Source organism: Pseudomonas rhizosphaerae, from assembly GCF_000761155.1.
GTDB lineage: Bacteria > Pseudomonadota > Gammaproteobacteria > Pseudomonadales > Pseudomonadaceae > Aquipseudomonas > Aquipseudomonas rhizosphaerae.
The window spans coordinates 2,162,628-2,186,362 of record NZ_CP009533.1 but is presented as its reverse complement, the minus strand read 5'-3'; the positions used below and the strand labels follow the sequence as shown (position 1 = coordinate 2,186,362).

Genomic DNA, 23,735 nt, shown 5'->3' with positions numbered 1-23,735 from the left:
ACCGCGCATGGCTCTAGCGGCGCAGCTGCCAGAGCAAAGCGATATCGCGAGCACGGTCGCTGAGCAACGCACTCGCATCGGCGCAGGCCTGCTCAAGGGTCATCGGCCCGCAGGCCAGGGAAAAGGCGGCATCGATGCCATGGGCGTACAGGTCCTGATAGCCTTCGCCGAGCGTGCCAGCCAATACCACCACCGGAACGTCTGCGTCACGCGCGATACGAGCCACGCCGAAGGGCGTCTTGCCCCGCAGGGTCTGGGCATCGAAGCGCCCTTCCCCGGTGATGACCAGATCGGCACCGATGACGGCCTCGGCCAGGCCCACCAGCTGCGCCACGACTTCGACGCCCGGACGGAACGATGCATTCAGAAAGGCTTTGGCCGCGAAACCCATGCCACCCGCTGCGCCGCACCCAGGCAGGTCGCGGTGGTCATGGCCGAGTACCGGTACGCAATGGTCGGCAAAATGGCCCAGGGCCGTGTCGAGGGCTAGCACCTGCTCGGCTGTAGCGCCTTTCTGCGGGCCGAAAATATGCGAGGCACCGTGGGGTCCGCACAGAGGGTTATCGACATCTGCCGCGACTTCGAACTGCACCTCGGCCAGGCGCCTGTCGAGTCCGCTGATGTCGAGCGTGGTCAAGTGTGACAACGCCAACCCGCCTCGGGCTAGATCGGCAGCTTGGGCGTCGGTCAGGCGCAGGCCAAGCGCACGCAGCATGCCGGTACCGGCATCGTTGGTCGCGCTACCGCCAATGGCGAGGATGATTCGTCGGGCGCCAGCATCCATAGCCGCAGCGATCAACTGCCCGGTGCCGTAGGTGCTGCTGTTGCAGGCATCGCGGTGCTGGCGCTCGAGCAGCTGCAATCCGCTGGCTTCGGCCATTTCGATGATTGCCGTGCGTTCGGCGGCCAGCCAGCCCCACTGTGCTCGAGTAGGGTCGCCCAGAGGGCCGTCCACCGTGACAGTGCGCAGTTCGCCCTTACAGGCCGCCATGATCGCCTGCATGGTGCCTTCGCCGCCATCGGCCATCGGCCGCTCGACGAGCGCAGCCTCCGGCAACGCCTGGCGCAGCCCCCGGGCAATGGCCGCAGCGACATCGGCGGCGCTGAGACTGTCTTTGAATGAATCAGGTGCAATGACGATCTTCATGGCCGTTCTCCAGTTCTTGTATGCCCATGCTGCCATTTTCGCCACGCCGGCGCGAATCGAATCGCCCACAGCGCACCTCGCGGACCGCATTGCCCCTTTCGCGGCCACCGACCGCTCCCACGCGGTCGGTGCTGAACCTGTAGGAGCGGTCATCGGCCGCGAATGGCGCGATGCGGTGTGGCTGGTACACCGCGGTGCTCTTTTCGCGGCCACGGACCGCTCCTACGCAGGGTGTTGTCGGGCTTGACCTTCCCATGATGGGAAGGGTCAAAGTCGAGGCTTGGAATGGAAGGAGGATGTGGGCATGGCGGCGAATAAAGGTGCGATCGAGCTGGGTATCCAGGGGATGACCTGTGCGTCCTGTGTGGGTCGGGTCGAGCGGACGCTGGGCAAGGTGCCCGGCGTCACCACGGTAGCGGTCAACCTGGCCACCGAACGCGGGCGGGTGGAAGGCGATGAAAGCCTGGATGTGCAGGCCCTGATCGCTGCCATCGACAAGGCCGGCTACACCGCCACCCCTATCGAACACACCCAGGACGAACTGGACCGATCCAGCCGCGCTCACGCCGCCGATGCCGCCCGCCTGCACTGCGACCTGCGCTGGTCGGTACTGCTGTCGCTGCCGGTGGTGATCCTCGAGATGGGCGCGCACCTGATACCCGGTTTTCATGCCTGGATCGACCAGCATTTCGCTCAGCAGGGCAATTGGCTGCTGCAGTTCGCGTTGACCACCCTGGTGCTGATCACCTGTGCCAAGCGCTTCTATGGCAAGGGTATCCAGGCATTGCTGCGCGGTGCGCCGGACATGAACTCTCTGGTCGCGGTGGGCACCCTCGCCGCCTACGGTTTTTCCGTCGTATCGACCTTCGCCGCGCATCTGCTGCCCAGCGCCACGGCAACGGTCTACTACGAAGCCGTGTGCGTGATCATTTGCCTGATCCTGCTGGGCCGCACTCTCGAAAACCGCGCCCGCGGCCGCACTTCGCAAGCCATCAAGCGGCTGCTGAATCTCCAGCCTCAGACCGCCTGGGTGCAACGCCAGGTCGGGCTGATGGAAGTCCCACTGGCGCAATTGGTGCAGGGTGACGTGGTGCAGGTACGCCCCGGCGAGCGGATCGCGGTGGACGGCACCGTACTGGCTGGCGACAGCTTCGTCGACGAGTCGATGCTCACCGGCGAACCCATGCCGGTACGCAAGCAGGCCGGCGACCGCGTGGTCGGCGGGACGCTGAACCAGAACGGCACGTTGCAGGTCCGGGCCACCGAGCTGGGCAGCGCTAGCCTGCTCGCGCGGATCGTTGCCATGGTCGAGCAGGCACAAGGCAGCAAGTTGCCGATCCAGGCGCTGGTGGACCAGGTGACCCTGTGGTTCGTCCCCGTGATCATGCTGCTGGCACTGCTGACCTTTGCCGGATGGTACTGGCTTGGCCCGCAGCCGGCCCTGGGCATGGCGCTGGTCCATGCAGTGGCGGTCCTGATCATCGCCTGCCCCTGCGCCATGGGCCTGGCGACACCCACCTCGATCATGGTCGGCACCGGCCGTGGCGCCGAGCTGGGGATCCTGTTGCGCAAGGGCGAGGCATTGCAGCAGCTCAAGGGAGCACGGGTGGTCGCGCTGGACAAGACCGGCACGCTTACCGAAGGCCAGCCGCGCCTGACCGACCTGCAGCTTGCACCTGGCTTCACCCGCGAACGGCTGCTGCCCCTGCTGGCAGCGGTCGAAGCACTTTCCGAGCACCCGCTGGCCCGGGCCATCGTAGTGGCGGCACAGGAGGAACAGCTGACCTGGCCTCAAGCGCAGGACTTCCAGGCGCACACTGGCTACGGCGTAAGCGCTACGGTGGATGGGCAAAGTATTGCAATCGGTGCCGATCGCTACATGGCGCAACTGGGTGTGGATACCGCGCCGTTCGCCAGCGCCGCGCACTCGCTCGCCGAACACGGCAAGACCCCACTGTACGCCGCAGTGAATGGCCAACTGGCTGCGGTCATCGCCGTGGCAGACACCCTCAAGCCCTCTACCCAGGCTGCGATTCAGACGCTGCATGCACTGGGCCTGAAAGTCGCGATGATATCAGGGGATGACAGCCGCACCGCCCAGGCCATCGCCGCCCAGTTGGGCATCGATCAGGTGGTGGCCGAAGTCTTGCCCGAGGGCAAAGTGGCCGCAGTTCAAGCCTTGCAGCGCGAGTACGGCGTAACGGTGTTCGTAGGCGACGGCATCAACGATGCGCCGGCGCTGGCCCAGGCCGATGTCGGCATTGCCGTGGGCAGTGGCACGGACATCGCCATCGAGGCAGCGGATGTGGTGCTGATGTCGGACAATCTGGGCTCGGTGGCCACCGCCATCGCGCTGTCGACGGCGACCCTGAACAACATTCGGCAGAATCTGTTCTGGGCCTTCGTCTACAACGCCGCGCTGATTCCGGTGGCTGCTGGGGTGCTCTACCCGATCTATGGGCTGACCCTGTCGCCGCAATTCGCGGCGGGGGCCATGGCCTTGTCGTCGGTCTTCGTGCTGGTCAATGCGCTGCGGCTAAAAGGCTTTCAGCCGCCCGCCGCACACTCATAGTCGCTGCCGGTCGATACCGTTGGCCACACGCAGGATATCCGCCATGACCGCAAGGGCGATCTCGGCGGGTGTCTTGCTACCAAGGTTCAGACCGATGGGTGCATGGATACGCTGTTGTGCGTCGGCGTCCAGACCTCCGATTCGCTGAAGGCGCTCGAAACGCTTTTCACTGGTGCGCATCGAGCCCATGGCACCGATGTAGAAGGCTGGCGTGCGCACCGCTTCGAGCAGGGTCAGGTCGTCGAGTCGAGGGTCGTGGGTCAACGCCACCACGGCTGTCGCCGAATGACAGCCGCCCTCGGCGATGAACACCGCTGGCAAGACTTCATGGACCTGCACGCCTGGCAGATCGAGACGGGCCAGGACTTCGGGTCGTGGCTCGCAAAGGATCACTTCATAGCCCAGGCTCAGGGCAAACCCGGCGCAAAACTCCGCCACCGGCGAAAGGCCAGCCAGGATCAGGCGCTGCACGGCGCCAATGCGGATGCTGATTTCCTGGTCGCTCACCGCCACCCGCGCGTCGCCCATGTGGCCTGCGCGAATGCTGCGTTGCGTAGTTCCAGGGATCACCTGCCGTGCTACCAGCTCACCGCCGGCGAAGGCCTGCTCGATCTGCGCCAGATGCTGCCGCGTGGCGTCATCGGGCGCAAGGTGTTCGACCAGCACATCCAGCACACCGCCGCACGGCAGCGCCATGGTCGGTGCCAGGCCGCCGTCGCCGTAGCGCACCACCTGATTGATGGGCGTGAAATACCCGGCGGCGACGCGCTCCAGGAAATCGTCTTCGACACAGCCGCCAGACAGCGACCCACAATGTTCGCCGTTGTCCAGCGCGACCAGCATTGCCCCCGGCCCGCGTGGCGCCGAACCGAAGGTCGACAATACCGTGCACAGCCACACGCCCCGGCCCTGGCCAAGCCAGGCCTGGGCTTGCTGTATGACCTGCAGATCAAGCTGTTTCATCAATGGTACCCGTCATGATCCTGCGCAATGTCCCCGGCGCCCTGCCCCGCAGCGCTTGCTCTGGTGCAACAGACCGCACGCATGGGGCAATAGTTTTCCGGGCACAGTGAAAGCATGACGGCAGCTCTTGCCAGAGACCAGCCGTGGCCAGGCGTTTGCGCCTGGCCTGTACCACTAGGAGCCGCGATAGGTGCTGAAGCCGTAGGGGCTGAGCAGCAACGGGATGTGATAGTGCTGCTCGGTATTCTTCACTTCGAAGATCACCGGAATTTCTGGAAAGAACGTCTCATGGCCGACCTTGTGGTAGTAGTCACCGGTCTTGAATACCACACGGTACTCGCCCGGTGCGAATTGACGCTGCTCCGGGTACAGCCCGGCGATGCGTCCCTGCTCGTTGGTGACGCCCTGCCCCAGCGGCTGCCACTGGTTGCCCGAGTGCTGCTCCAGGGTGACTTCTATACCGGCCGAGGGTACGCCCGTTTCCAGGTTCAGCACGTGGACGCTCAGGGGGTTGGCAGCCATCGCCAGACTCGACAGGGAGGCCAGGGTGGCCGCCAAAAGGGTTTTCTTCAACATGGTGCATCGCTCCTTCAAGGGTGAGTGGCCAGACCGACGGATTCGGTGGCCTTGATTGCACAGGCTTCGTCCTGCTCGGCGCCGCCGGCACCGGCAATGCCGATGGCACCGACCAGTTGCTTGCCTTCGTAGACCGGCACGCCACCGCCCAGTAGCAGCAGTTGCCCCAACGAGCTCAGATTGGCCGCCTCGGGGTTGTTGCGGGCGCGCTCGGCGAACAGCCGGGTCGGGGTCTTGGTCGACAAGGCGGTATAGGCTTTTAGCCGGGCCGCTTCGGTGTTGTGCGGGCCCACGCCGTCGCCGCGCTGCTGCACCAGGATGTTGCCGCCGCGATCCAGGACCGCCACGGCAGCCACGCAGCCGCTGCCGTTGGCCAGCCGCTGGGCGGTTGCCAGGTCCAGGTCAGGGTGCTGGGCCAGTGCCGCATGGGCCTGGGTGGCCATCAGGCAGGCCAAGGTGAATGTCATGCAAAGGGCTTTCATCGGGCATCTCCGTGATCAGTGGCAACCACGTTAGCAAGCTGCCCGCGACAGAACCCCGTCGCAGGGATTACAACTTTGTAATAGGCAATCGCCCGGCAGAGGCCTAGCCTATGCGCAGGTATTGGAGCTGAACGATGCGTGTGTTGCTGGTTGAAGACGAAGCAAAAACGGCGAATTTTCTCGCCAAGGGGCTGGGCGAATCCGGCTTTGCGGTGGATGTGGCCCTCAATGGCCTGGACGGGCGCTACCTGATCGAGCAGCAGGCCTATGACCTGGTGATTCTCGACGTCATGCTGCCTGGCCTGAACGGCTGGCAGTTGCTCAAACTGATTCGCCAGCGCGGCGCGACGCCAGTGCTGTTCCTGACCGCCAAGGACGCCATCGAAGACCGCGTGCGCGGCCTCGAGCTGGGCGCCGACGACTACCTGGTCAAACCGTTCGCCTTCGCCGAACTGCTGGCGCGGGTGCGCACCCTGTTGCGCCGGGGCGCGGTGCGCGAGGTGGAGCATTATCAGGTGGCCGATCTGGAGGTGGACGTGTTGCGCCGTCGGGTCAGCCGCGGTGGACAACGCATCAGCCTGACCAACAAGGAGTTCGCCTTGCTGCACATGCTGATCAGCCGGCCTGGCGAAGCGCTGTCGCGTACCCTGATAGCGTCTCAGGTATGGAACCTGAATTTCGACAGTGATACCAACATGGTCGAGGTGGCGATACGCCGCCTGCGGGCCAAGGTCGACGATCCGTTCATGCCCAAGCTGATTCATACCGTACGCGGCGTCGGGTACCAGTTGGAGCATCAGGATGAGTGAACGCCGCCATTCCCTGGCCTGGCGTCTCGCGCTGGCCGTGGCGGTGGTCTGCACACTGGTGATGAGCACGGTGGCGGTGTTTCTGTACCGCTCGCTGGCGGCCGAAATCGCCTACCGCGACGACCTCGCCCTGCTGGGTCGGCTCGAGCAAATCCGTACCTTGCTGCACGACAGCGACAGCCTGGGCGCGCTGCAACAGCGGCCTCAGCTGTACCAGAACATGCTTGGCAACCAGGAAAGCGTACTGCGGGTGCGCCGCGCCGATGGCAGCCTGGTGTTCGAGATCAACCCCCACGGCGATGAGCTGGGCGATCCCCTGCGCATCGGCTTGGGCCAGCACCCGCGTCGGTCCGATATTCGCCTGGACAGTGGCGCCTCGTTGCTGGCCGGCGATGCTGTGGGCCCCGCGGGTGAAGCGTTGACGGTGATGGTCGGCAAACGCCTGCACGAGCGCGAGGCGATCCTGGCCAGCTATCGACTGCGTCTGTACCTGGCCGTGGCGGCGGGCGCTTTGCTGGCCTGGATCATCGGTCTGCTGCTGGTACGGCGGGCGCTGACGCCCCTGCGCGATATGGCCGACGCGCTGGCCCTCATCGACCTGCGCAATCTGCACCGACGGCTGGCCGATACCGCCGCGCCCCTGGAATTGCAGGCGCCCATCCAGGCGCTCAATGGCATGCTGGCGCGGCTCGAACAGGGTTTCGAACGGCTCTCACAATTCTCGGCCGATCTGGCCCACGAGATTCGCACGCCGCTGCACACGCTGCTGGCCAGCACTGGCCAGGCCCTGAACCAGCCCCGCAGTTCGGATGAATACCGTGAATTGCTCGGTTCCAACATAGAAGAGTACGAGCGTCTGAACCGCATGGTGGAAAACCTGCTGTTCCTGGCCCGTGCCGACCACGGCCAGCGCCCGGTGCACCCGCAGGCCATCGACCTTGCTCATCTGGGCGAAGAGCTGTGCGACTACTTCCAGCTGCTAGCCGACGAGCGCGGAGCATGCCTGGAGCATTCGTTGCACGGGACATTGAACACCGACCTGCAACTGTTGCAACGGGCCTTGGGCAATCTGCTCGCCAACGCGGTGCGCCACGCCCGCCCCGGCACGACTGTGCGGTTGAGCCAACACGATGACGCGGCGTTCGTGCGCCTGTGCGTACGCAACGAAGGTGACACCATCGCGCCCGAGCATCTGCCGAAGTTGTTCGATCGCTTCTTTCGCATCGACCCGGCACGCACGGAGCCTGGCGACTCCGGTGGCCTGGGACTGGCCATAGTGCAGTCAATCATGACGTTGGTGAACGGCAAGGTGAGTGCGTCCAGTGGCAACGGCGTGACGACCTTCACCTTGAGCTTCCCGAATGCAGGCACTCTGCAGCTTGATTTCAACCCTGATAGCGACCCTTCATCGGTGTGATTGAAAAAATCTCTGAGCATTCCGGTTCACAGCGCGGTCGATTCAATTAGTGGTTACAAACCCTATCCCGCAAACCTGTACCAGGAGATTTCAAATGGCCGTTGCCAATGTGAAACAGGAACTCAAGACCGTATCGTCCGTCAAGGCCAAGGCCGAGAAAGGCGAAGGCGCCCGCTTGCAGAACCAAGCCGAAGTTGGTCAGGAACTGGCAGTGCTGCTGTCTGACGTCTTTGCGCTGTACTTCAAAACCAAGAACTACCACTGGCACATGAAAGGCTCGCATTTCCGCGACTATCACCTGCTGCTGGAAGAGCAAGCCACTCAGATCTACGCCATCACTGACCTGATCGCCGAGCGCGCCCGCAAGATTGGCGAGCCGACTGTCCGCTCGATGGAGCAGATGGTGCAACTCAAGCGTCTGGCCAGCAGCGAAGCTGCCGACCTGTCGCCGGAAGACATGCTGACCGAGCTGCATGACGACAACCAGTCCCTGGCTGCCTACATGCGCACTACCCACGGCGTCACCGACGAAGCCAACGACCTGTCCACCACCAGCCTGCTAGAAGAGTGGATCGACCAGGCCGAAGAACGCGCCTGGTTCCTGGGTCAGACCGTCGGTAAGTGATTGCGACGGTGCAACTGTGATGCCGGCAGCGCCCAGTTGCCGGTCATTCAGTGAGCATGAGCGTGGCCGGGTGCATTCAGTGCCCTGGCCACGGCGTTTACTTCCAGCGTTTCTTCCTCTCCCTGTGCATTCTTGATCTTCAGGGTCAATGGCACCGCATCACCCTCTTTCACCTGCTTGACCAAGCCTATCAACATCACGTGATAGCCGTTGGCATCGAACACGACCGGTTCGCCGGCGGGCAGGCTGACTTCGTCCACCGGCAACATGCTCATCACGTCGCCTTTCATGGTCGACTGGTGGATCTGCGTGTCCTTGGCAGCCGGTGATTGCACGCTGATCAGGGTGCTGTCAGCGTCGGCCTTCAGGGTCATGAACGCGCCCGTGGCAGGCTGGCCGGGAACGGTGGCGCGTGCCCAGGCGTCTTCGACTGTGGTTTGCGCCATGGCATGGCCAGTGAAGCCCAGCGCGGCGATCAGCAGGGTGGCGTGGCGGACAGTATTCAGAGTGGTCACAGACAGCTTCTTGACGACGAATTTCATCAGCAGACTTCCATTACGGTGAGCAGATCCTCGGCGCACTCTTGTGCGGTGAGGGAGTGGGACAAACCCAGACGCAGCACGCCGCGGGAGTCGAAGACGTAGCTGGTCGAGGTGTGGGAGATCGTGTAGGTGTCGCCCACCGGGACCTTTTCGAAGAAGACCTTGAACTCCTTGGCGACCTCGGCGGTTTGCTCGAGCGTGCCACGCAGGGCCACGAACGTGGGGTCGAAGAGCTTGACGTAGGCGTCCAGTACTTCGGGCGTGTCGCGCTCAGGGTCCAGGGTGATGAAGATCACTTGCAGGCGGTCGCCATCGCGGCCCATGAGTTTCTTGGCCTGGACCGCGCGCGCCAGGGTGGTCGGGCAGACCGCCGGGCATTGGGTGAAGCCGAAGAAGACCATCGGCATCATGCCGCGGAAGCTGGACAAGGTTTTTTCATTGCCTTGTGGATCCTTGAGGCGGAAGGTGCGGCCGAGGATCTCGTTGCTCAGGTCCTTGCCGTGCTTGAATGACAACTTGTTGCTGTCGCCACATCCGGCCAGCGCGCCGAGACCGAGAATGCCCATGCCGGCGAGTACTCGGCGGCGGGTCGGAAAATCGTTCATGCCATATTGCCCTCTGGAGAGGCCCGCAGTTTAAGGGTCCAGGCTCCAGTTGGGCACTGCAACCTGTCACATTTTGTTTAATCGCGGACGGTCAGGCATACCGCGCCATGCCCTTCGCGGCCGATGACCGCTCCCACGGATGCACGCTGATCATGTAGGAGCGGTCCGTGGCCGCGAAAAAGCCCCCTCGGTCGATCAGACACATCGTGCCATGCCCTTCGCGGCCGATGACCGCTCCTACGGATGCACGCTGATCGTGTGGGAGCGGTCTGTGGCCGCGAAACAGCACCTCGGTCGGTCAGGCCTCTACCTAAAAAACCGACCAGCCGATGCGTTCGCTGAGCAGTTCCAGGGCCGCCATGCCGGCCAGGGAGTTTCCGGCAGGGTTGAGTTCCGGGGACCAGACGCACACGGTGAACTGCCCCGGCACGACCGCCACGATGCCGCCGCCCACGCCGCTCTTGCCCGGCAGACCGACCCGGTAGGCAAAATTGCCGGCCTCGTCGTACAAGCCGCTGGTGGCCATGATCGAGTTGACCTGCTGGGTCTGGCGCCGGGTCAGTACCTGCTCGCCACTGTGTTTGCAGTAGCCGTCGTTGGCCAGGAAGCAGAAGGCGCGGGCCAGATCGACGCAGTCCATGCGCAATGCGCAGTGGCTGAAATAGCTGCGCAGCACGGCCTCGACGTCATTGTGGAAATTGTCGAACGACTTCATCAGGTAGGCCATGGCCGCGTTGCGCGCGCGATGCTGGTACTCCGACTCCGCCACCCGGCCATCGACGATCACCTGGGGGTTGCCCGACAACCGCCGGGCCAGGTCGCGCATCGACAGCGCAGGCGCGGCGAACCGGGACTGGTTGATATCGCAGATGACCAGCGCGCCGGCGTTGATGAACGGATTGCGCGGTCGGCCCCGTTCGAATTCCAACTGCACCAGCGAATTGAACGGCTGGCCGGACGGTTCGTGACCCAGCCGCTGCCAGATATCCTCGCCCGAGTGCCCAATGGCCTGGACCAAGCTGAACACCTTGGAAATACTCTGGATGGAAAACGGCGTGTGGGCATCGCCAGCACTGAACACTTCGCCATCGTTGCCATACACGGCAATGCCCAGCTGCGCTGGTGGCACATCGGCCAGCGCCGGGATGTAATCGGCCACCTTGCCTTGCCCGATCAGTGGGCGGACGGCATCCAGTATTTCAACCAAAAGCGCTTGCATCGGGCTACTCGCATCAAGGGATCAAGCCATAGACGGCGGTACTTGCGAACGCATCACAGATCCGTTCTGCAGAAGAGTGGCGGTACCTCTTGGCGGTACCTCTGCCGGACCGTGGGGCACTCTTCGCGGGCAGAGCCCCGCTCCCACAGGGTGGGGTGGTGAAGTGTGAGTGCGATGTGGACCCTGTGGGAGCGGGGCTCTGCCCGCGAAGCAGTCAATGCGGTGCAAGGGCCGGACCTCAGGAGGCAGCATTACCCTCAGCGATAACCCCGCGCCTGCACCTCGAACAGCTCGGCATAACGCCCCGCCTGGGCCATCAATTGTTCATGGTTGCCGCGCTCCAGCACCCGGCCCTGTTCCAGTACCACAATATGGTCGGCATTGCGCACACTCGAGAAGCGGTGCGAAATCAACAGGGTCATGCGGCCCTTGGCGTACTCGCGGAAATGCTCGAACACCGCCGCTTCGGCACTGGCGTCCAAGGCTGCAGTGGGCTCATCGAGAATCAGAATGTCGGCGTCACGGCGCATGTACGCCCGCGACAACGCGAGCTTCTGCCATTGCCCGCCGGACAGCTCCTGACCACCGGCAAACCAGCGCCCCAACTGCGTGGCATAGCCGTTTTCCAGACGCTCGATGAACGGTTCCGCAGTACCCTGCACTGCCGCCTCGCGCCAGCGCTGGGTGTCATCGAACGCCCGCGTATCCCCTACGCCAAGGTTTTCCCCGACGCTGAACTGATAGCGGATGAAATCCTGGAAGATCACCCCGATACGCTGACGAAGCGCCTCTTCCTGCCAGTCCTGCAGATCGCTGCCGTCGAGCAGGATGCGCCCCTCGTCGGGACGGTACAAACGCGTCAGTAGCTTGATCAAGGTGGTCTTGCCCGAGCCGTTCTCACCCACCAGCGCCAGGCTCTTGCCCGGCACTAGATGCAGGTCGATGCCTTGCAGGGTGGCCCGGTTGGCGCCTGGGTAGCGGAAGCCCAGCCCTTCGCAGCGCAAGCCGTCGCCCGGCCTGACGCCTTCGGTGATATCGCCCTGGGCAACCTGCACCGGGTAGGCCAGATAGTCATACAGGTCGGCCAGGTACAAGCCGTCCTCATACAGCCCGCCAATGGCCGTCAGGCTGCTGCTGACCGCGCTTTGTCCCTGCTTGAACAACACCAGGTACATGGTCATCTGACCCAGGGTGATATGGCCGTTCACCGTGTCGATGACGATCCAGCCATACGCCAGATAGAAAGCCGTCGTGCCCAACAGGCCCAGCACGAAACCCCAGCCATCGCGGCGCAAGGTCAGGCGGCGGTCCTCGGCATACAGCTTGGTGAAGGTGTCGCGATAACGCTGCAGCAACAGCGGCGCGAAGCCGAACAGCTTCACCTCCTTGATGTAGCCTTCGTGGGAAAGCAGCGTTTCGATGTAGTTCTGCCGCCGGGTTTCCGGTGCGCGGCGACTGAACAGGCGGAACGCGTCGCCGGAAAAATGTGCTTCGGCGAAGAACACCGGCAAGGCGCCTACCACCAGAATGGCCAGTGCCCAAGGCGAGAAATGCACCAGCAGCACGCCGAAGCTGACCAGCGAGATCAGGTTCTGCACCAGCCCCAGCGATTTGCTCACCAGCGCCAAGGGGCGCGTTGAAGCCTCGCGGCGCACGCGCACCAGCTTGTCATAGAATTCCGAGTCCTCGAACTGCATCAACGACAGGGTCTGGGCTTTCTCCAGAATCAGTGTGTTGACCTTTTGCCCCAGCTGTACGCGCAGCAGCGCCTGTTGCACCGAGAGGCCGCGCTGTGCGCCCGCCAGCAACGCCAGCACGCCGGCTTCCATGAGCACGTAGCGCAGCACTGGCCACAGGGGCGCCGCGCCGGTCTGCTGGTGCAACTGCATGGCAGCCACCACTGCATCGACGATGCGCTGGCCCAGCAACGCAGCCAGTGCTGGCAGGATGCCCGCAGCCAGCGTCGCCAGCACCAAGCCGAGCAGCAAACCGGGTGACGTGGCCCAGACCAATTGCAGGGCGCGCCGGGCTTGGCCCAGAAAGGTCTTGAGGCGGGAGAAGGCAGGCATCGACAAAAGCATTCCTTGAACAAGATAAATGGCCGCAGCCATGACACAATTTACGTTCCAGCCCAGAGTCGACAGCTGTGTGGCGGACTTATTCCAGGCACCCATGGTCATTTAACGGATGAATGCATTCAAATCTATCGCCCTACCCGTCTGGTTGCGCCGCGTCCTGCGGCCATTGCTCGATCCCTACCGCCGTTACCGACACGCACGCCTGATCCATGCGGCGCGCATCGTCGCCGCCTTGCTGGTGTCGATCCTGTTGACCAGCGGCTTCAACCTGCCCCATGGCGAATGGGCCTCGGTGACCCTGCTGATCGTGATCGGCGGGCTGCAGCACCATGGCAACATCGGCAAGAAATCCATCGAGCGCGCCTACGGCACCCTCATCGGCGCCGCGCTGGGGCTGGCGGTGGTGGCCCAGCAGAACTACTTCGAAATGCCCGTCGTGACCTATCTGCTGATGTCGGTGGCGTGCGGCTTCTTCGCCTACCACGCCATCGGCAAGGGCGGCTATACCGCGCTGCTCTCGGCCATCACCTTGTTCATCGTCGCCGGCCATGGCGACAATCCGATCACCGACGGGCTGTGGCGCACCGTCGATATCCTCATCGGTATCGCCCTGGCCCTGGCGTTCTCGTTCGCCTTGCCGCTGTATGCGGTGTATTCGTGGCGCTACAACCTGGCCACCGGACTGCGCGGCTGCGCCACCATCCACAGCCGTATCGTCAGCGGCCAGCCGGTGTCCGCCGACGAGCACCTGAAGCTGATGGCCAAACTCAACGCGAACATGGTCCAGTTGCGCTCGCTGCTGCCTTCGGTGTCCAAGGAAGTGAAGATTTCCATGACCGAGCTGGACGCGATCCAAGGCCATTTTCGCATGTGCCTGAGCACCCTGGAAATTCTTGCCAACCTGCGTCCCAGTGGCAGCGACCGCAATGCAATGGCACAACTGCAGCAGTGCTTGAACGGTGAAAACCGGCACATCCGCCGGCAACTGGTGGGCATGGCCCGCGCCCTGCGCGATGGTGCCACCGAGCGACTCGAGCGCAACTACGCCAGTGCCGATTCGGACGCGCCCAATGTGGTGCCCGGTGAGCTGATCGGGTATCGGCTGCTGACGCTGCAATTGGTCAATAACCTGGACGGGCTGCAGCAGCGATTGGCCAAGACCGCAGGCCGCTGGAAAATCTGATGCCGCAAGCGGCAGGGCAGCTGCGCGATTGAACTCCCTGCGCACGGACAGCCTCAAACCTTGCATGAAGCAAGAGCGATGGCCATTCCGGTCCATCACGCCATTTCGAGGTCGTGCATGAACATCGATAAATTGAGTAGCCACGTCAACAATGGCGAGATCAGTGAAGTGAACCTTGTTTCCATGGAAGGTGGTTCGTATGTGCTGCACGCGATCCTGGAAGGCGTGTCGCAGCCGGTGGCCAGTGCCAATGGCGCGACCATTCACGTCGCTTCGGTGGAGGAAGCGCGCAAGGTGCTGGCCGGCGTCGCCGATATCAAGCTGTTCCTGGTTCAGGGCAATGCCCATGATGAAATGATCGGCAACCCCGAAGAAGGCAATCACACCATGCGCGAGGAAATCCCGCTGCGTTCCAGCCTTTAACCACCCGCAACCTGCCGCGCACGCGATACCCGTTATCTTCCTGGAATTCCGCGGCGCGGCCGGACGCGGCTTGCGCTGCTGCTACAGAATACCCCCTTCCCCGACTTACGCTATTTTCCTGGCCACCATAGCGCGGCTGAACAGGCGGCGTGGGATCCTTTACTTCGCTGCGCGGCACTCATAGGATGACTGATCACAACAACAAAACCGAGGATCATCCATGCGTAAACACTTGCTTCTTGCTGCCGCTATCGGCTGTGCAGGCGGTGTGGCCCAGGCCAATACCTTCGCTTACATTTCTAGCCCCGACGACGGCATGATTTCCCAGTACCGCCTGGATGAAGCCACCGGCGCCTTGACCCTGCTGCACCAGACGTCCGCTGGTGACAAGGTCAACCCCATGGCGTTGAGCCCCGACCACACCACCCTGTACGCCGCGCTGCGGGTCGAGCCGTTCCGAGTCATGGCCTATCGCATCGATCCGGCCACTGGCCAACTGGCACCGACCGCCGAAGCGCCACTGGCGGCAAGCCTGGCCTATCTGAGCACCGACCGCAGCGGCCGCTACCTGATGGGCGCCTCCTACGGCGGCAACGTACTGACCGTGCAGGCCATCGATGCGCAGCATCGTCCGGCCAAGGACAGCAAGGTCTACACTACGGGCCCTTATGCCCACTCGGTTCGAAGCGATCCCAGCAACCATTTCGTTTACGCCACCACGCTCGGCGACGAGAAGGTGCTGCAGTTCTCCTTCAACCAGCAGAACGGCGCATTGGAGCCCATCGGTCCCGGGCATGCGTTGGTAACGGCCGGCAGCGGCCCGCGCCACATCGCCTTCGCGCCAGGCGGCAAGTTTCTCTACGTGGTGGGTGAACTCAGTGGCACGGTCGACAGCTTTTCGATCGACCCGCAAACCGGCGCCCTGACCAAGGTCGCCCATGCCGAAGGCGTACCGAAATCGTTGAACCTGGCGCACGGCGAAATTCGCAACGCAGCCAACAACGACCTCAAGGACGACCCGACGCCGCGCATCTGGGCTGCGGACGTTCGAGTATCGCCCGACGGCCAGCTGATCTATATCACCGAGCGCACCACCAGCTCGGTGTCGGCATTCAAGGCCGATCCGGCCAGTGGCACCCTGAGTTTCCAGGGCAACTACCCGTTGCAGGAAAAACAACCGCGCAACATCGCCTTCTCGCCGAGCGGACGCTGGTTGCTGGTGACCGGTGAGAAAGCCGACAAGGTAGGCAGTTACGCGGTTGGCGCGCAAGGCGCACTGACCCGCACCGGGGAGGCGCCTTCGGGCAAAGGCGCCTTGTGGATCGAGATGCTCAGCCTGCCCGGCGCTTGAATCCAGGCATCAGGCGCGCAGGCGGCCGAGCCATTCGACCACTGTGCGCCAGACGCAGATGCCCAGGAAATAGGCCGACATCAAGCTCCACAGCCCCATCGCAACGGGGTTGCTGGCCGGATGATTGAGGATCAGCACGAAGGTGCACAGCAGCCAGATCGAGGTTACGGCAATGTTGATCGCCATGAAGCGGCGCACTCGGAACGGGTGCAGAAACTTCATCTTGGTCACGGTGAGCAGGGCCAGGCCGATCACGGCCAGCAGGGCTACCCAAGGCGACGGCGAGATGATGTACATGCACAGCGCCACCACATTCCACGCCGCCGGGAAACCGACGAAGTAGTTGTCCTTGCTCTTCATGTTGACGTTGCAGAAGCAAAACAGCGACGACACCAGGATGATGCTGACGGTGATCAGCATGGTGAACTCGGGCAAGGGAATGTAGCGATAGATGAACAGCGCCGGAATGAACACGTAGGTCAGGTAGTCGATCACCAGATCCAGCGTCGAGCCATCGAAGTGCGGCAGCACCGACTGGGTGTTGAGCTTGCGTGCCAGCGAGCCATCGACGCCGTCGACCACCAGCGCCAAGCCCAGCCACAGCAGGCAGATCTTCGGCTGGCCATCGAACAGGGCCAGTGTGGCAAGAAAGGCCAGCACCACGCCGGTGGCGGTGAAGCCGTGGGCGCCCCATGCTTTGAGCGTGGCCGAGGGTCTGATCAGTATCACGGGGTGTTCTCCAGGAAGTAGACGGGCCAAGACAATCGCTGGCAGGTATCCACAGCATTGACCCGAAAGCGGCACAGGTAAAAGGGTTGGCCGCAGCTATCGACCGGGCGCGCAGGTATAAGGTTCACGACTCGGTCACCGTAAGTGTCACAGGTAACGCGGTGCGCTGCCAAGCAATTCACTGCATTGAAGTTTTTGTGCCGACGGACGTTGACCGACGCGCAGCGGCGCAGAGTAAGATGAGGCCGGCGTCCAGCAGCTCCCACGCTCAGGAGAAACCGGTTTTTCGCCAGCAGGACCAGCAGACCCAGCGCCCGTGCCAGACAGCCCGGCGCCGGTGAAGTCGCTCACTATCCAGATGGGGCGGCCCGTGCGGCCGCGCTACATTGCGTTAAGGGAATATAGAATGGCCCCAAGAAATGTGATCAATGCCTCGGTCAGCCCCAAGGGCAGCCTTGAAACCCTCTCCCAGCGTGAAGTACAGCAACTCAGTGCCGCCGGTTCAGGCAGCACCTACACCCTCTTCCGCCAGTGCGCCCTGGCCATCCTCAATACCGGCGCCCATGTCGACAACGCCAAGACCATCCTCGATGCCTACCAGGATTTCGAAGTGCGCATCCACCAGCAGGACCGCGGCGTGCGCCTGGAACTGCTGAACGCCCCGGCCGATGCCTTCGTTGACGGCGAGATGATCGCCAGCACCCGCGAAATGCTGTTCAGCGCACTGCGCGACATCGTCTACACCGAAAGCGAGCTGGACAGCCAGCGCATCGACCTCAGCGACTCCCAAGGCATCACCGACTACGTTTTTCATCTATTGCGCAATGCCCGCACCCTGCGCGCCGGCCTGGAACCCAAGATGGTGGTGTGCTGGGGCGGGCACTCGATCAACTCGGACGAATACAAGTACACCAAGAAAGTCGGCCATGAGCTGGGTCTGCGCAAGTTGGACATCTGCACCGGCTGCGGCCCTGGCGTGATGAAAGGCCCGATGAAAGGCGCCACCATCGCCCATGCCAAGCAGCGCATGAGCGGCGGGCGCTACCTGGGCCTGACCGAGCCGGGGATCATTGCGGCAGAAGCGCCGAACCCGATCGTCAACGAGCTGGTCATCCTTCCGGATATCGAAAAGCGCCTGGAGGCGTTCGTGCGAGTAGGCCACGGGATCATCATCTTCCCCGGCGGCGCGGGCACGGCCGAGGAATTCCTGTACCTGCTGGGCATTCTGATGCACCCGGACAACCATGGCCTGCCGTTCCCGGTGATCCTGACCGGGCCCAAGAGCGCCGAGGCCTATTTGCAGCAACTCGATCATTTCGTGGTCGCGACGTTGGGCGAGGCGGCGCGCGAGCATTACCAGATCATCATCGACAACCCGGCCGAAGTGGCACGGGAGATGACCGAGTCGCTGAAGAAGGTCAAATTGTTCCGCCGCGAGCGCAACGATGCGTTCCATTTCAATTGGCTGCTGAAGATCGAAGAAAGCTTTCAGCGTCCCTTCGATCCGACCCATGCCAACATGGCCAATCTGGAACTGAGCCGCGCCCTGCCCCCGCATCAATTGGCAGCCAACCTGCGCCGGGCGTTTTCGGGGATCGTGGCGGGCAACGTGAAAGACAAGGGTATTCGCTTGATCGAAGAACACGGCCCGTACCAGATCCGGGGTGACGCTGCCGTAATGGAACCGCTGGACAAACTGCTGCAAGCCTTCGTCGAGCAGAACCGCATGAAGCTGCCAGGTGGCGCAGCCTATGTGCCTTGCTACCGCGTAGTGACCTGACCTCACCTCTCCATGATCCGCTCCCACACCCCTCCGTGGGAGCGGTCATCGGCCGCGAAAATCACACCGCATAACCCCTGACACACCGCACCGCCCTCTTCGCGGCCACTGACCGCTCCTACGGAGTACATGCAGTTCTGGCTGCTTTCGTGGGAGCGGTCAGCGGCCGCGAAAATCTTGCCGCGTAATACCTGACACCCTCCACCGTCCTCTTCGCGGCCACTGACCGCTGCCACCGTGTGCGCGCTGTTCAGACTGCGGTGGCCTCTTCTGTCGTACGCGCTTTGCCAATAATCCACATAAACCTGTTGCGCATCAAGCGGGATAATTCTATCGTTATTCCACATCAACTATCGCATTGAGATAAATATGTCAGACATCGTGCTAGAAATCAAAGGCCCCGTCGCTGTCATCACCCTCAATCGTCCGGCTGTGCTCAACGCCTGGACCACGCCGATGCGCAACGAAATCATCGAAGCTTTGAACGGCTACAACACCGACCCTGCCATCAAGGCAGTGATCATGACCGGCGCCGGCGACCGGGCGTTTTCCGCTGGTCAGGACCTTTCCGAAGCCCATGATTTCGACGGTGATCGCGCCGTCGAATGGGTGGGTGAATGGGAGCGCTACTACGCCACCCTGCGCGGCCTGTCCAAGCCGCTGATCATCGCCCTCAACGGCACCGCTGCAGGTTCGGCGTTCCAGGTGGCGTTGCTGGGCGATATTCGTGTCGGCCATCCGGGCGTGCGCATGGGTCAGCCAGAGATCAACTCTGGCATCCCCAGTACCACCGGTCCCTGGATCATGAACAGCATGCTGGGCATGTCGCGCACCATCGAACTGACCTTGACCGGCCGTTTGATGAACGCCGATGAATGCAAGCAGATCGGCTTGATTCACCATCTGGTGCCGGCCGATCAGGTGATGAGCAAGGCTCTGGAAATCGCCGAGGAATTGGCCGCCAAGCCACCGATCGCCATGCGTCTGGACAAGCAACGCTTCCGCGAGATGAGCGAGCCGGGCTTCAAGGACTGCATCGCAGCCGGCCGACGCCTGCAGAAAGAGGCGTACGACTCCGGCGAGCCAGCACGCATGATGGAAGCCTTCTTCAAGGCGCGGGCCAAATAAAACCTGGCCTACCTTCTGAAAGCAGATTAGCAGTGGGAGCGCGCCCAATGTGGGAGCGGGTCTCTGCCCGCGAAGGCAGCGACGCGGAGGCACTGATACACCGTGGAGGCCCGTTCGCGGGCAGAGACCCGCTCCCACAGGGTCCTCTCCCACAGATAGCACTACGCACGGCGGCGGCCACGTACCTACCCCGGCTTTTTCAACACCTTGACTGCCGACGTCCTGACTACCCAACGATCCATTCGTTTTCTGTAGGAGACTGTCATGCACACACCTTCCAACCCTGGACGCCGTCGGTTGCTCAAGGCCGGTGCCACCGTGGCCCTGGTCTGCGGTCTGCCCAATGTGGTCCGCGCCGCCGACAGACAGATCATCGTCTCAGACCCCGGCGGCCCCTACACCGAGGCCTACCGCAAGGCCTTCTACGACCCCTTCGAGAAGGCTACCGGCATCAAGATCGTCAGCGTGGCGCGCGAATCCCAGCCCGTGGCACAGTTCTCGGCCATGGTGAAAACCCGCAACTATGTGTGGGACGTCACCACCCTGACCATCTCCGCCGACATCCCCTACCTCCAAGCCCAGGGTTTTCTGGAACCCATCGGCCTGTCGGCCAGCGACTACCCCGACCTGCTGCCCGAAGCCATCACCCCCAACTTCCTCGGCGTCGACGTGTACTCCACGGTGCTGGCCTACCGCACCGACACCTTCAAGGATGGCAAGGGTCCGCAGAGCTGGGCGGATTTCTGGAACGTCGAGAAATTTCCCGGTCGCCGCTGCCTGCGCCGCAGCCCGCTGGACACTCTGGAGCAAGCGCTGCTGGCGGACGGCGTCGGCCTCGACGAGCTGTACCCGATGGACGTCGACCGCGCGTTCAAGAGCCTGGACAAGATCAAACCGCACATCGACCTGTGGTGGACCTCAGGTGCGCAAGCCATGCAGGCCATCCAGAGCGGCGAAGTCGACATGATCTCGGCCTGGAACGGCCGCGCCCAGGCGGCCATCGACAACGGCGCGCCGGTGCAGATCGTCTGGAACCAGGGGCTGTATTCGATCGAAGGCTGGGCCATCCCCAAGGGCACGCCGCATGCCGACATGGCCAAGGAATTCGTGCGCTTTTGCGCCGATGCCAAACGTCAGGCCGACTTCACCGACACGCTGGCCTACGGCCCCACCAACCGCAGGTCGTTCGAGTTCATCGCTCCCGAGCGGGCTGCGCTGTTGCCCACCGCGCCCCAGAACCTGGAAAACATGCGCCTGCCCAGCCCGGCCTGGTGGGCAGAGAACCGCACCACCGTGACCGAGCGGTTCAACGCCTGGATCTTGTCGTAAGGGAGTCGATGCATGAGCGTGAAACTTGAAACCCGTGGCCTGGGCAAGACCTATGGTCAGTTCGTCGCCCTGCAACCTACCGATATCCAGGTGCGTGAAGGCGAATTCCTGACCCTGCTCGGGCCTTCGGGCTCGGGCAAGACCACCCTGCTGCAGATGATTTCCGGGTTGGTCCCGCCCGACAGCGGGCAGTTGCTGATCGATGGCCAGGAGGCGACCCACATCGCACCCGGCAAACGCGGCATCGGCCTGGTGTTCCAGAGCTACGCGCTGTTTCCGCACATGAGCGTGCGCGACAACGTGGCCTACGGCTTGCGCATGCGCAAGTACCCCAAGGCCGAGGTCAGCCAGGCAGTCGACGATGCCCTGGCCATGGTGCGCATGGAAGACTTCGCGCATCGCTACCCGAACGAACTGTCCGGTGGCCAGCAGCAGCGAATCGCCCTGGCGCGCTGCTTCGCCTATCGGCCCTCGATCATCCTGCTCGACGAGCCGCTTGGCGCACTGGACAAGAACCTGCGCGAGCACATGCAGCTGGAAATCCGCCGCATGCACAAGGAACTGGGCGCAACGTTCATCTATGTCACCCACGACCAGGAGGAGGCGCTAACCCTCTCCGACCGCATCTGCCTGATGAACCGGGCGCGGATCGAGCAGCTGGCAACGCCAGAAGAACTGTACGATCGCCCGGCCACACGCTTTGCAGCCGAATTCATCGGCCATTCGAACCTGTTGCAGGGCCAGCGCGATGGTACTGGCCACCTGCAGGTCGAAGGCCAACGGCTGGACCTGAGCGGATGCGCCGGGCACCAGGCGCCCAGCGCAGGTACCGAGGCGTTCCTGCTGATCCGGCCCGAAGCCGCGCGCCTCACCGACCCCGCCGCCGGCCTGCTGCAGGGCACCGTGGATGAATGCGTGTTCCTGGGCAGTGACACCCGCGCCTTGGTGCGCCTGCCCTCGGGCAACCGCTTCAGCGTGCGCTGTTCGCGCGACCTCAGCCCGCGCGTCGGAGACCCGGTGGGCATCGCCTGGGAGCCGACCCGGGCCACCCTCCTGCCCGCGCAGGCTGCGTCATGAGCTGGCGCAAGGGCCTGATTCCAGCCATACCGGCCCTGCTGTTTCTGGCGCTGTTCTTCCTGCTGCCGGTCGCGGAAATGCTCATGGGCAGCTTTCAGAACGCCAGTGGCGAACTGAGCCTGGGCAACTTCGAACGAATCGCATCGACCCCAGTGTATGCACGCGTTTTGGGTATCACGTTCTGGATCTCGGCGCTGACCGCGTTACTGTCGGTACTGCTGGCCTACCCAGTGGCGTACCTGCTGACCCGCCTCTCGCCCATGGGCCGCGAGCGCTGGTTGCTGTGGATCATGCTGCCGTTCTGGACCAGCTACCTGGTCAAGACCTACGCGTGGATGTTGCTGCTGTCACGCAAGGGCCTGCTGACAACCCTGGCCGCCGATGTCCTGGACAATCCTTCCGGGCTGGTCCCGGCACTGTCGGGGGTGTTGATCGGCATGGTCCATTCCATGCTGCCGCTGGCGGTGATCACCCTGCTGCCGATCATGCGCAGCATCGATCAACGCCTGGCGCCTGCCGCCCAGACCCTGGGTGCCAGCGGATCGATGAGTTTCTTCAGTATCTTTCTGCCGCTGTCGGCGCCCGGTATCGCTGCCGCCGGACTGCTGGTGTTCATTACCAGCCTGGGCTTCTTCATCGTGCCTGCGCTGCTGGGTTCGCCACGAGAAATGATGGTCGCGCAGCTGGTCATTTCCTCGGTGCTCGACCTGTTCGACATGAACTTCGCCGGCGCTCTGTCCGTGGTGCTCTTGGCTTGCTCGCTGGTGGTCTTCGTGATCTACGACCGTATCGCCGGCCTGTCGTCGCTGGGCGGCGAGGCACCCAAAGAGCGCCAGTCAGGGCGAGGTCTGCAGATTCTGATCTGGCTCGGGCATCGATTTTCGGGCAAGGGCAAAGCCCCCCGGCGCAGTGGCGACAGTGCGCTGCTGACCGGCTACAGCGTGCTGCTGGTCATGTTGTTGATCCTGCCGGTGCTGGTGGTCGTCCCCCTGGCCTTCACCAGCAGTCCGTTCATTGCCTTTCCACCCAAGCTGTTCAGCCTGAAGTGGTTCGACGAGTTCTTCACCTCGGCGGTCTGGCAGGCGGCCCTGCTGCGCTCCCTGGGCGTCGGCGTGGCAACCGCCCTGCTGGCGCTGGTGCTGGGCTTCGGCGCAACCCTAGCATTGACGCGGGTCAGTGCGGGTTGGCGCAAGGGGTTGTTCGCGCTGTTCATTGCCCCATTGATCGTGCCGCGCATCGTGATTGCACTGGGCTTGCTGTACCTGTTCTCACGGCTGGGGCTGGCGGGCAAGGACATCGGCCTGGTGCTGGGCCATACCGTACTGGCCCTGCCCTATGTAGTGGTGACCCTGTCTGCGGCATTCAAGCAGTACGACTGGCGCCTGGACGATGCCGCGCGGATTCTCGGCGCCGGCGCTTTCACACGGTTGCGCACGGTCACCCTGCCGCTGATGTCGGCGAGCCTGGTCTCCGCGTTCCTGCTGGCCTTCATCACCTCGTTCGACGACCTGACCATCGCCATCTTCGTCAGCGGCGGCATCAATACCACCTTGCCCAAGCAGATGTGGGACAGCATCCAGCTGGCGCTGACGCCGACCCTGGCTGCGGTTTCCACCACCTTGCTGGTGTTCATCGTGCTGTTTGCCGTGATTGCCCAATGGGTGTCGCGGCGTTCCAACTCCAAACGTCAAGGGCTCTGA

21 protein-coding genes are annotated in these 23,735 nt (G+C 63.2%); 12 read left to right on the top strand and 9 right to left on the bottom strand.

From position 1 onward, the window contains the following. Positions 1 to 13: 13 nt before the first annotated feature. Positions 14 to 1,147 (bottom strand): glycerate kinase, encoded by a 1,134-nt coding sequence (locus tag LT40_RS09740; RefSeq protein WP_043189397.1) that lies wholly within the window; start codon positions 1,145 to 1,147, stop codon positions 14 to 16. 304 nt (positions 1,148 to 1,451) lie between these two features. Between LT40_RS09740 and LT40_RS09730 the strand changes: the two genes are divergently transcribed. Then, positions 1,452 to 3,719: a heavy metal translocating P-type ATPase gene (locus tag LT40_RS09730; RefSeq protein WP_052393375.1), complete on the top strand. Its 2,268-nt coding sequence runs from the start codon at positions 1,452 to 1,454 to the stop codon at positions 3,717 to 3,719. On the opposite strand, the gene LT40_RS09725 is transcribed toward LT40_RS09730, so the two are convergent. The 3 genes from LT40_RS09725 to LT40_RS09715 form a co-directional block, all read right to left on the bottom strand. Next, complete coding sequence (locus LT40_RS09725; RefSeq protein WP_043189393.1) at positions 3,714 to 4,682, bottom strand: XdhC family protein; 969 nt, start codon at positions 4,680 to 4,682, stop codon at positions 3,714 to 3,716. The two genes, LT40_RS09730 and LT40_RS09725, sit on opposite strands and share 6 nt — an antisense overlap. 174 nt (positions 4,683 to 4,856) lie before the next feature. Then, positions 4,857 to 5,258 carry a hydroxyisourate hydrolase gene (gene uraH, locus LT40_RS09720; RefSeq protein WP_043189390.1) on the bottom strand — a complete coding sequence of 134 codons (402 nt, stop codon included), beginning with the start codon at positions 5,256 to 5,258 and terminating at the stop codon, positions 4,857 to 4,859. A gap of 14 nt (positions 5,259 to 5,272) precedes the next feature. Then, a complete protein-coding gene (locus LT40_RS09715) occupies positions 5,273 to 5,740 on the bottom strand; it encodes a GlcG/HbpS family heme-binding protein (protein ID WP_052393374.1) in 468 nt (155 codons plus the stop codon). A gap of 134 nt (positions 5,741 to 5,874) precedes the next feature. Here LT40_RS09715 and LT40_RS09710 point away from each other — a divergent pair, with 134 nt between their 5' ends. The 3 genes from LT40_RS09710 to LT40_RS09700 all read left to right on the top strand — a co-directional run bounded on the left by LT40_RS09710 (position 5,875) and on the right by LT40_RS09700 (position 8,591). Beyond that, entirely contained in the window at positions 5,875 to 6,549 is a 675-nt protein-coding gene (locus LT40_RS09710) for a heavy metal response regulator transcription factor (RefSeq protein WP_043189388.1), read from the top strand. Next, positions 6,542 to 7,966 (top strand): heavy metal sensor histidine kinase, encoded by a 1,425-nt coding sequence (locus LT40_RS09705; RefSeq protein ID WP_052393373.1) that lies wholly within the window; start codon positions 6,542 to 6,544, stop codon positions 7,964 to 7,966. Before LT40_RS09710 ends, LT40_RS09705 begins: the two co-directional genes overlap by 8 nt. 94 nt (positions 7,967 to 8,060) lie before the next feature. Continuing rightward, positions 8,061 to 8,591, top strand: coding sequence for a Dps family protein (locus LT40_RS09700; protein WP_043189385.1), 531 nt, complete (start codon positions 8,061 to 8,063; stop codon positions 8,589 to 8,591). A 47-nt stretch (positions 8,592 to 8,638) separates the two neighbouring features. Here the strand turns inward: LT40_RS09700 and LT40_RS09695 are convergent, their stop codons facing one another. From LT40_RS09695 to LT40_RS09680, 4 genes are all read right to left on the bottom strand, one after another. Next, positions 8,639 to 9,133: a copper chaperone PCu(A)C gene (locus tag LT40_RS09695; protein ID WP_052393372.1), complete on the bottom strand. Its 495-nt coding sequence runs from the start codon at positions 9,131 to 9,133 to the stop codon at positions 8,639 to 8,641. Then, a complete protein-coding gene (locus LT40_RS09690; protein WP_043189381.1) occupies positions 9,133 to 9,738 on the bottom strand; it encodes an SCO family protein in 606 nt (201 codons plus the stop codon). The genes LT40_RS09695 and LT40_RS09690 overlap by 1 nt, the downstream gene beginning before the upstream one ends. Before the next feature lie 310 nt (positions 9,739 to 10,048). Continuing rightward, entirely contained in the window at positions 10,049 to 10,957 is a 909-nt protein-coding gene (gene glsB, locus LT40_RS09685; RefSeq protein ID WP_043189377.1) for a glutaminase B, read from the bottom strand. Between the two features lie 257 nt (positions 10,958 to 11,214). Beyond that, positions 11,215 to 13,026 carry an ABC transporter ATP-binding protein gene (locus LT40_RS09680; RefSeq protein ID WP_043189374.1) on the bottom strand — a complete coding sequence of 604 codons (1,812 nt, stop codon included), beginning with the start codon at positions 13,024 to 13,026 and terminating at the stop codon, positions 11,215 to 11,217. Between the two features lie 118 nt (positions 13,027 to 13,144). On the opposite strand from LT40_RS09680, the gene LT40_RS09675 reads away from it, so the two are divergent. The 3 genes from LT40_RS09675 to LT40_RS09665 all read left to right on the top strand — a co-directional run bounded on the left by LT40_RS09675 (position 13,145) and on the right by LT40_RS09665 (position 15,992). Next, positions 13,145 to 14,218, top strand: a complete 1,074-nt coding sequence (locus tag LT40_RS09675) for an FUSC family protein (protein ID WP_043189371.1) — start codon at positions 13,145 to 13,147, stop codon at positions 14,216 to 14,218. Between the two features lie 117 nt (positions 14,219 to 14,335). Continuing rightward, positions 14,336 to 14,641 carry a DUF6482 family protein gene (locus LT40_RS09670; RefSeq protein ID WP_043189368.1) on the top strand — a complete coding sequence of 102 codons (306 nt, stop codon included), beginning with the start codon at positions 14,336 to 14,338 and terminating at the stop codon, positions 14,639 to 14,641. A gap of 220 nt (positions 14,642 to 14,861) precedes the next feature. Next, positions 14,862 to 15,992 carry a lactonase family protein gene (locus LT40_RS09665; protein WP_043189364.1) on the top strand — a complete coding sequence of 377 codons (1,131 nt, stop codon included), beginning with the start codon at positions 14,862 to 14,864 and terminating at the stop codon, positions 15,990 to 15,992. Positions 15,993 to 16,001: 9 nt separating this feature from the next. Here LT40_RS09665 and pcsA read toward each other — a convergent pair whose 3' ends face one another. Next, positions 16,002 to 16,721 (bottom strand): phosphatidylcholine synthase, encoded by a 720-nt coding sequence (gene pcsA / locus LT40_RS09660; protein ID WP_043189361.1) that lies wholly within the window; start codon positions 16,719 to 16,721, stop codon positions 16,002 to 16,004. Positions 16,722 to 17,127: 406 nt separating this feature from the next. Here pcsA and ppnN point away from each other — a divergent pair, with 406 nt between their 5' ends. The 5 genes from ppnN (at position 17,128) to LT40_RS09630 (ending at position 23,735) form a co-directional block, all read left to right on the top strand. After that, on the top strand, positions 17,128 to 18,501 hold the full coding sequence (ppnN, locus tag LT40_RS09655) for a nucleotide 5'-monophosphate nucleosidase PpnN (protein ID WP_043189358.1): 1,374 nt from the start codon (positions 17,128 to 17,130) through the stop codon (positions 18,499 to 18,501). 369 nt (positions 18,502 to 18,870) lie between these two features. After that, positions 18,871 to 19,629 carry an enoyl-CoA hydratase/isomerase family protein gene (locus LT40_RS09645; RefSeq protein WP_043189352.1) on the top strand — a complete coding sequence of 253 codons (759 nt, stop codon included), beginning with the start codon at positions 18,871 to 18,873 and terminating at the stop codon, positions 19,627 to 19,629. Between the two features lie 264 nt (positions 19,630 to 19,893). Then, positions 19,894 to 20,958: an ABC transporter substrate-binding protein gene (locus LT40_RS09640; RefSeq protein WP_043189347.1), complete on the top strand. Its 1,065-nt coding sequence runs from the start codon at positions 19,894 to 19,896 to the stop codon at positions 20,956 to 20,958. A gap of 12 nt (positions 20,959 to 20,970) precedes the next feature. Next, the gene (locus tag LT40_RS09635) at positions 20,971 to 22,035 is read left to right on the top strand and encodes an ABC transporter ATP-binding protein (protein WP_043189343.1); all 1,065 of its coding nucleotides are present in this window, start codon (positions 20,971 to 20,973) and stop codon (positions 22,033 to 22,035) included. After that, positions 22,032 to 23,735, top strand: a complete 1,704-nt coding sequence (locus LT40_RS09630) for an ABC transporter permease subunit (RefSeq protein ID WP_052393371.1) — start codon at positions 22,032 to 22,034, stop codon at positions 23,733 to 23,735. Before LT40_RS09635 ends, LT40_RS09630 begins: the two co-directional genes overlap by 4 nt.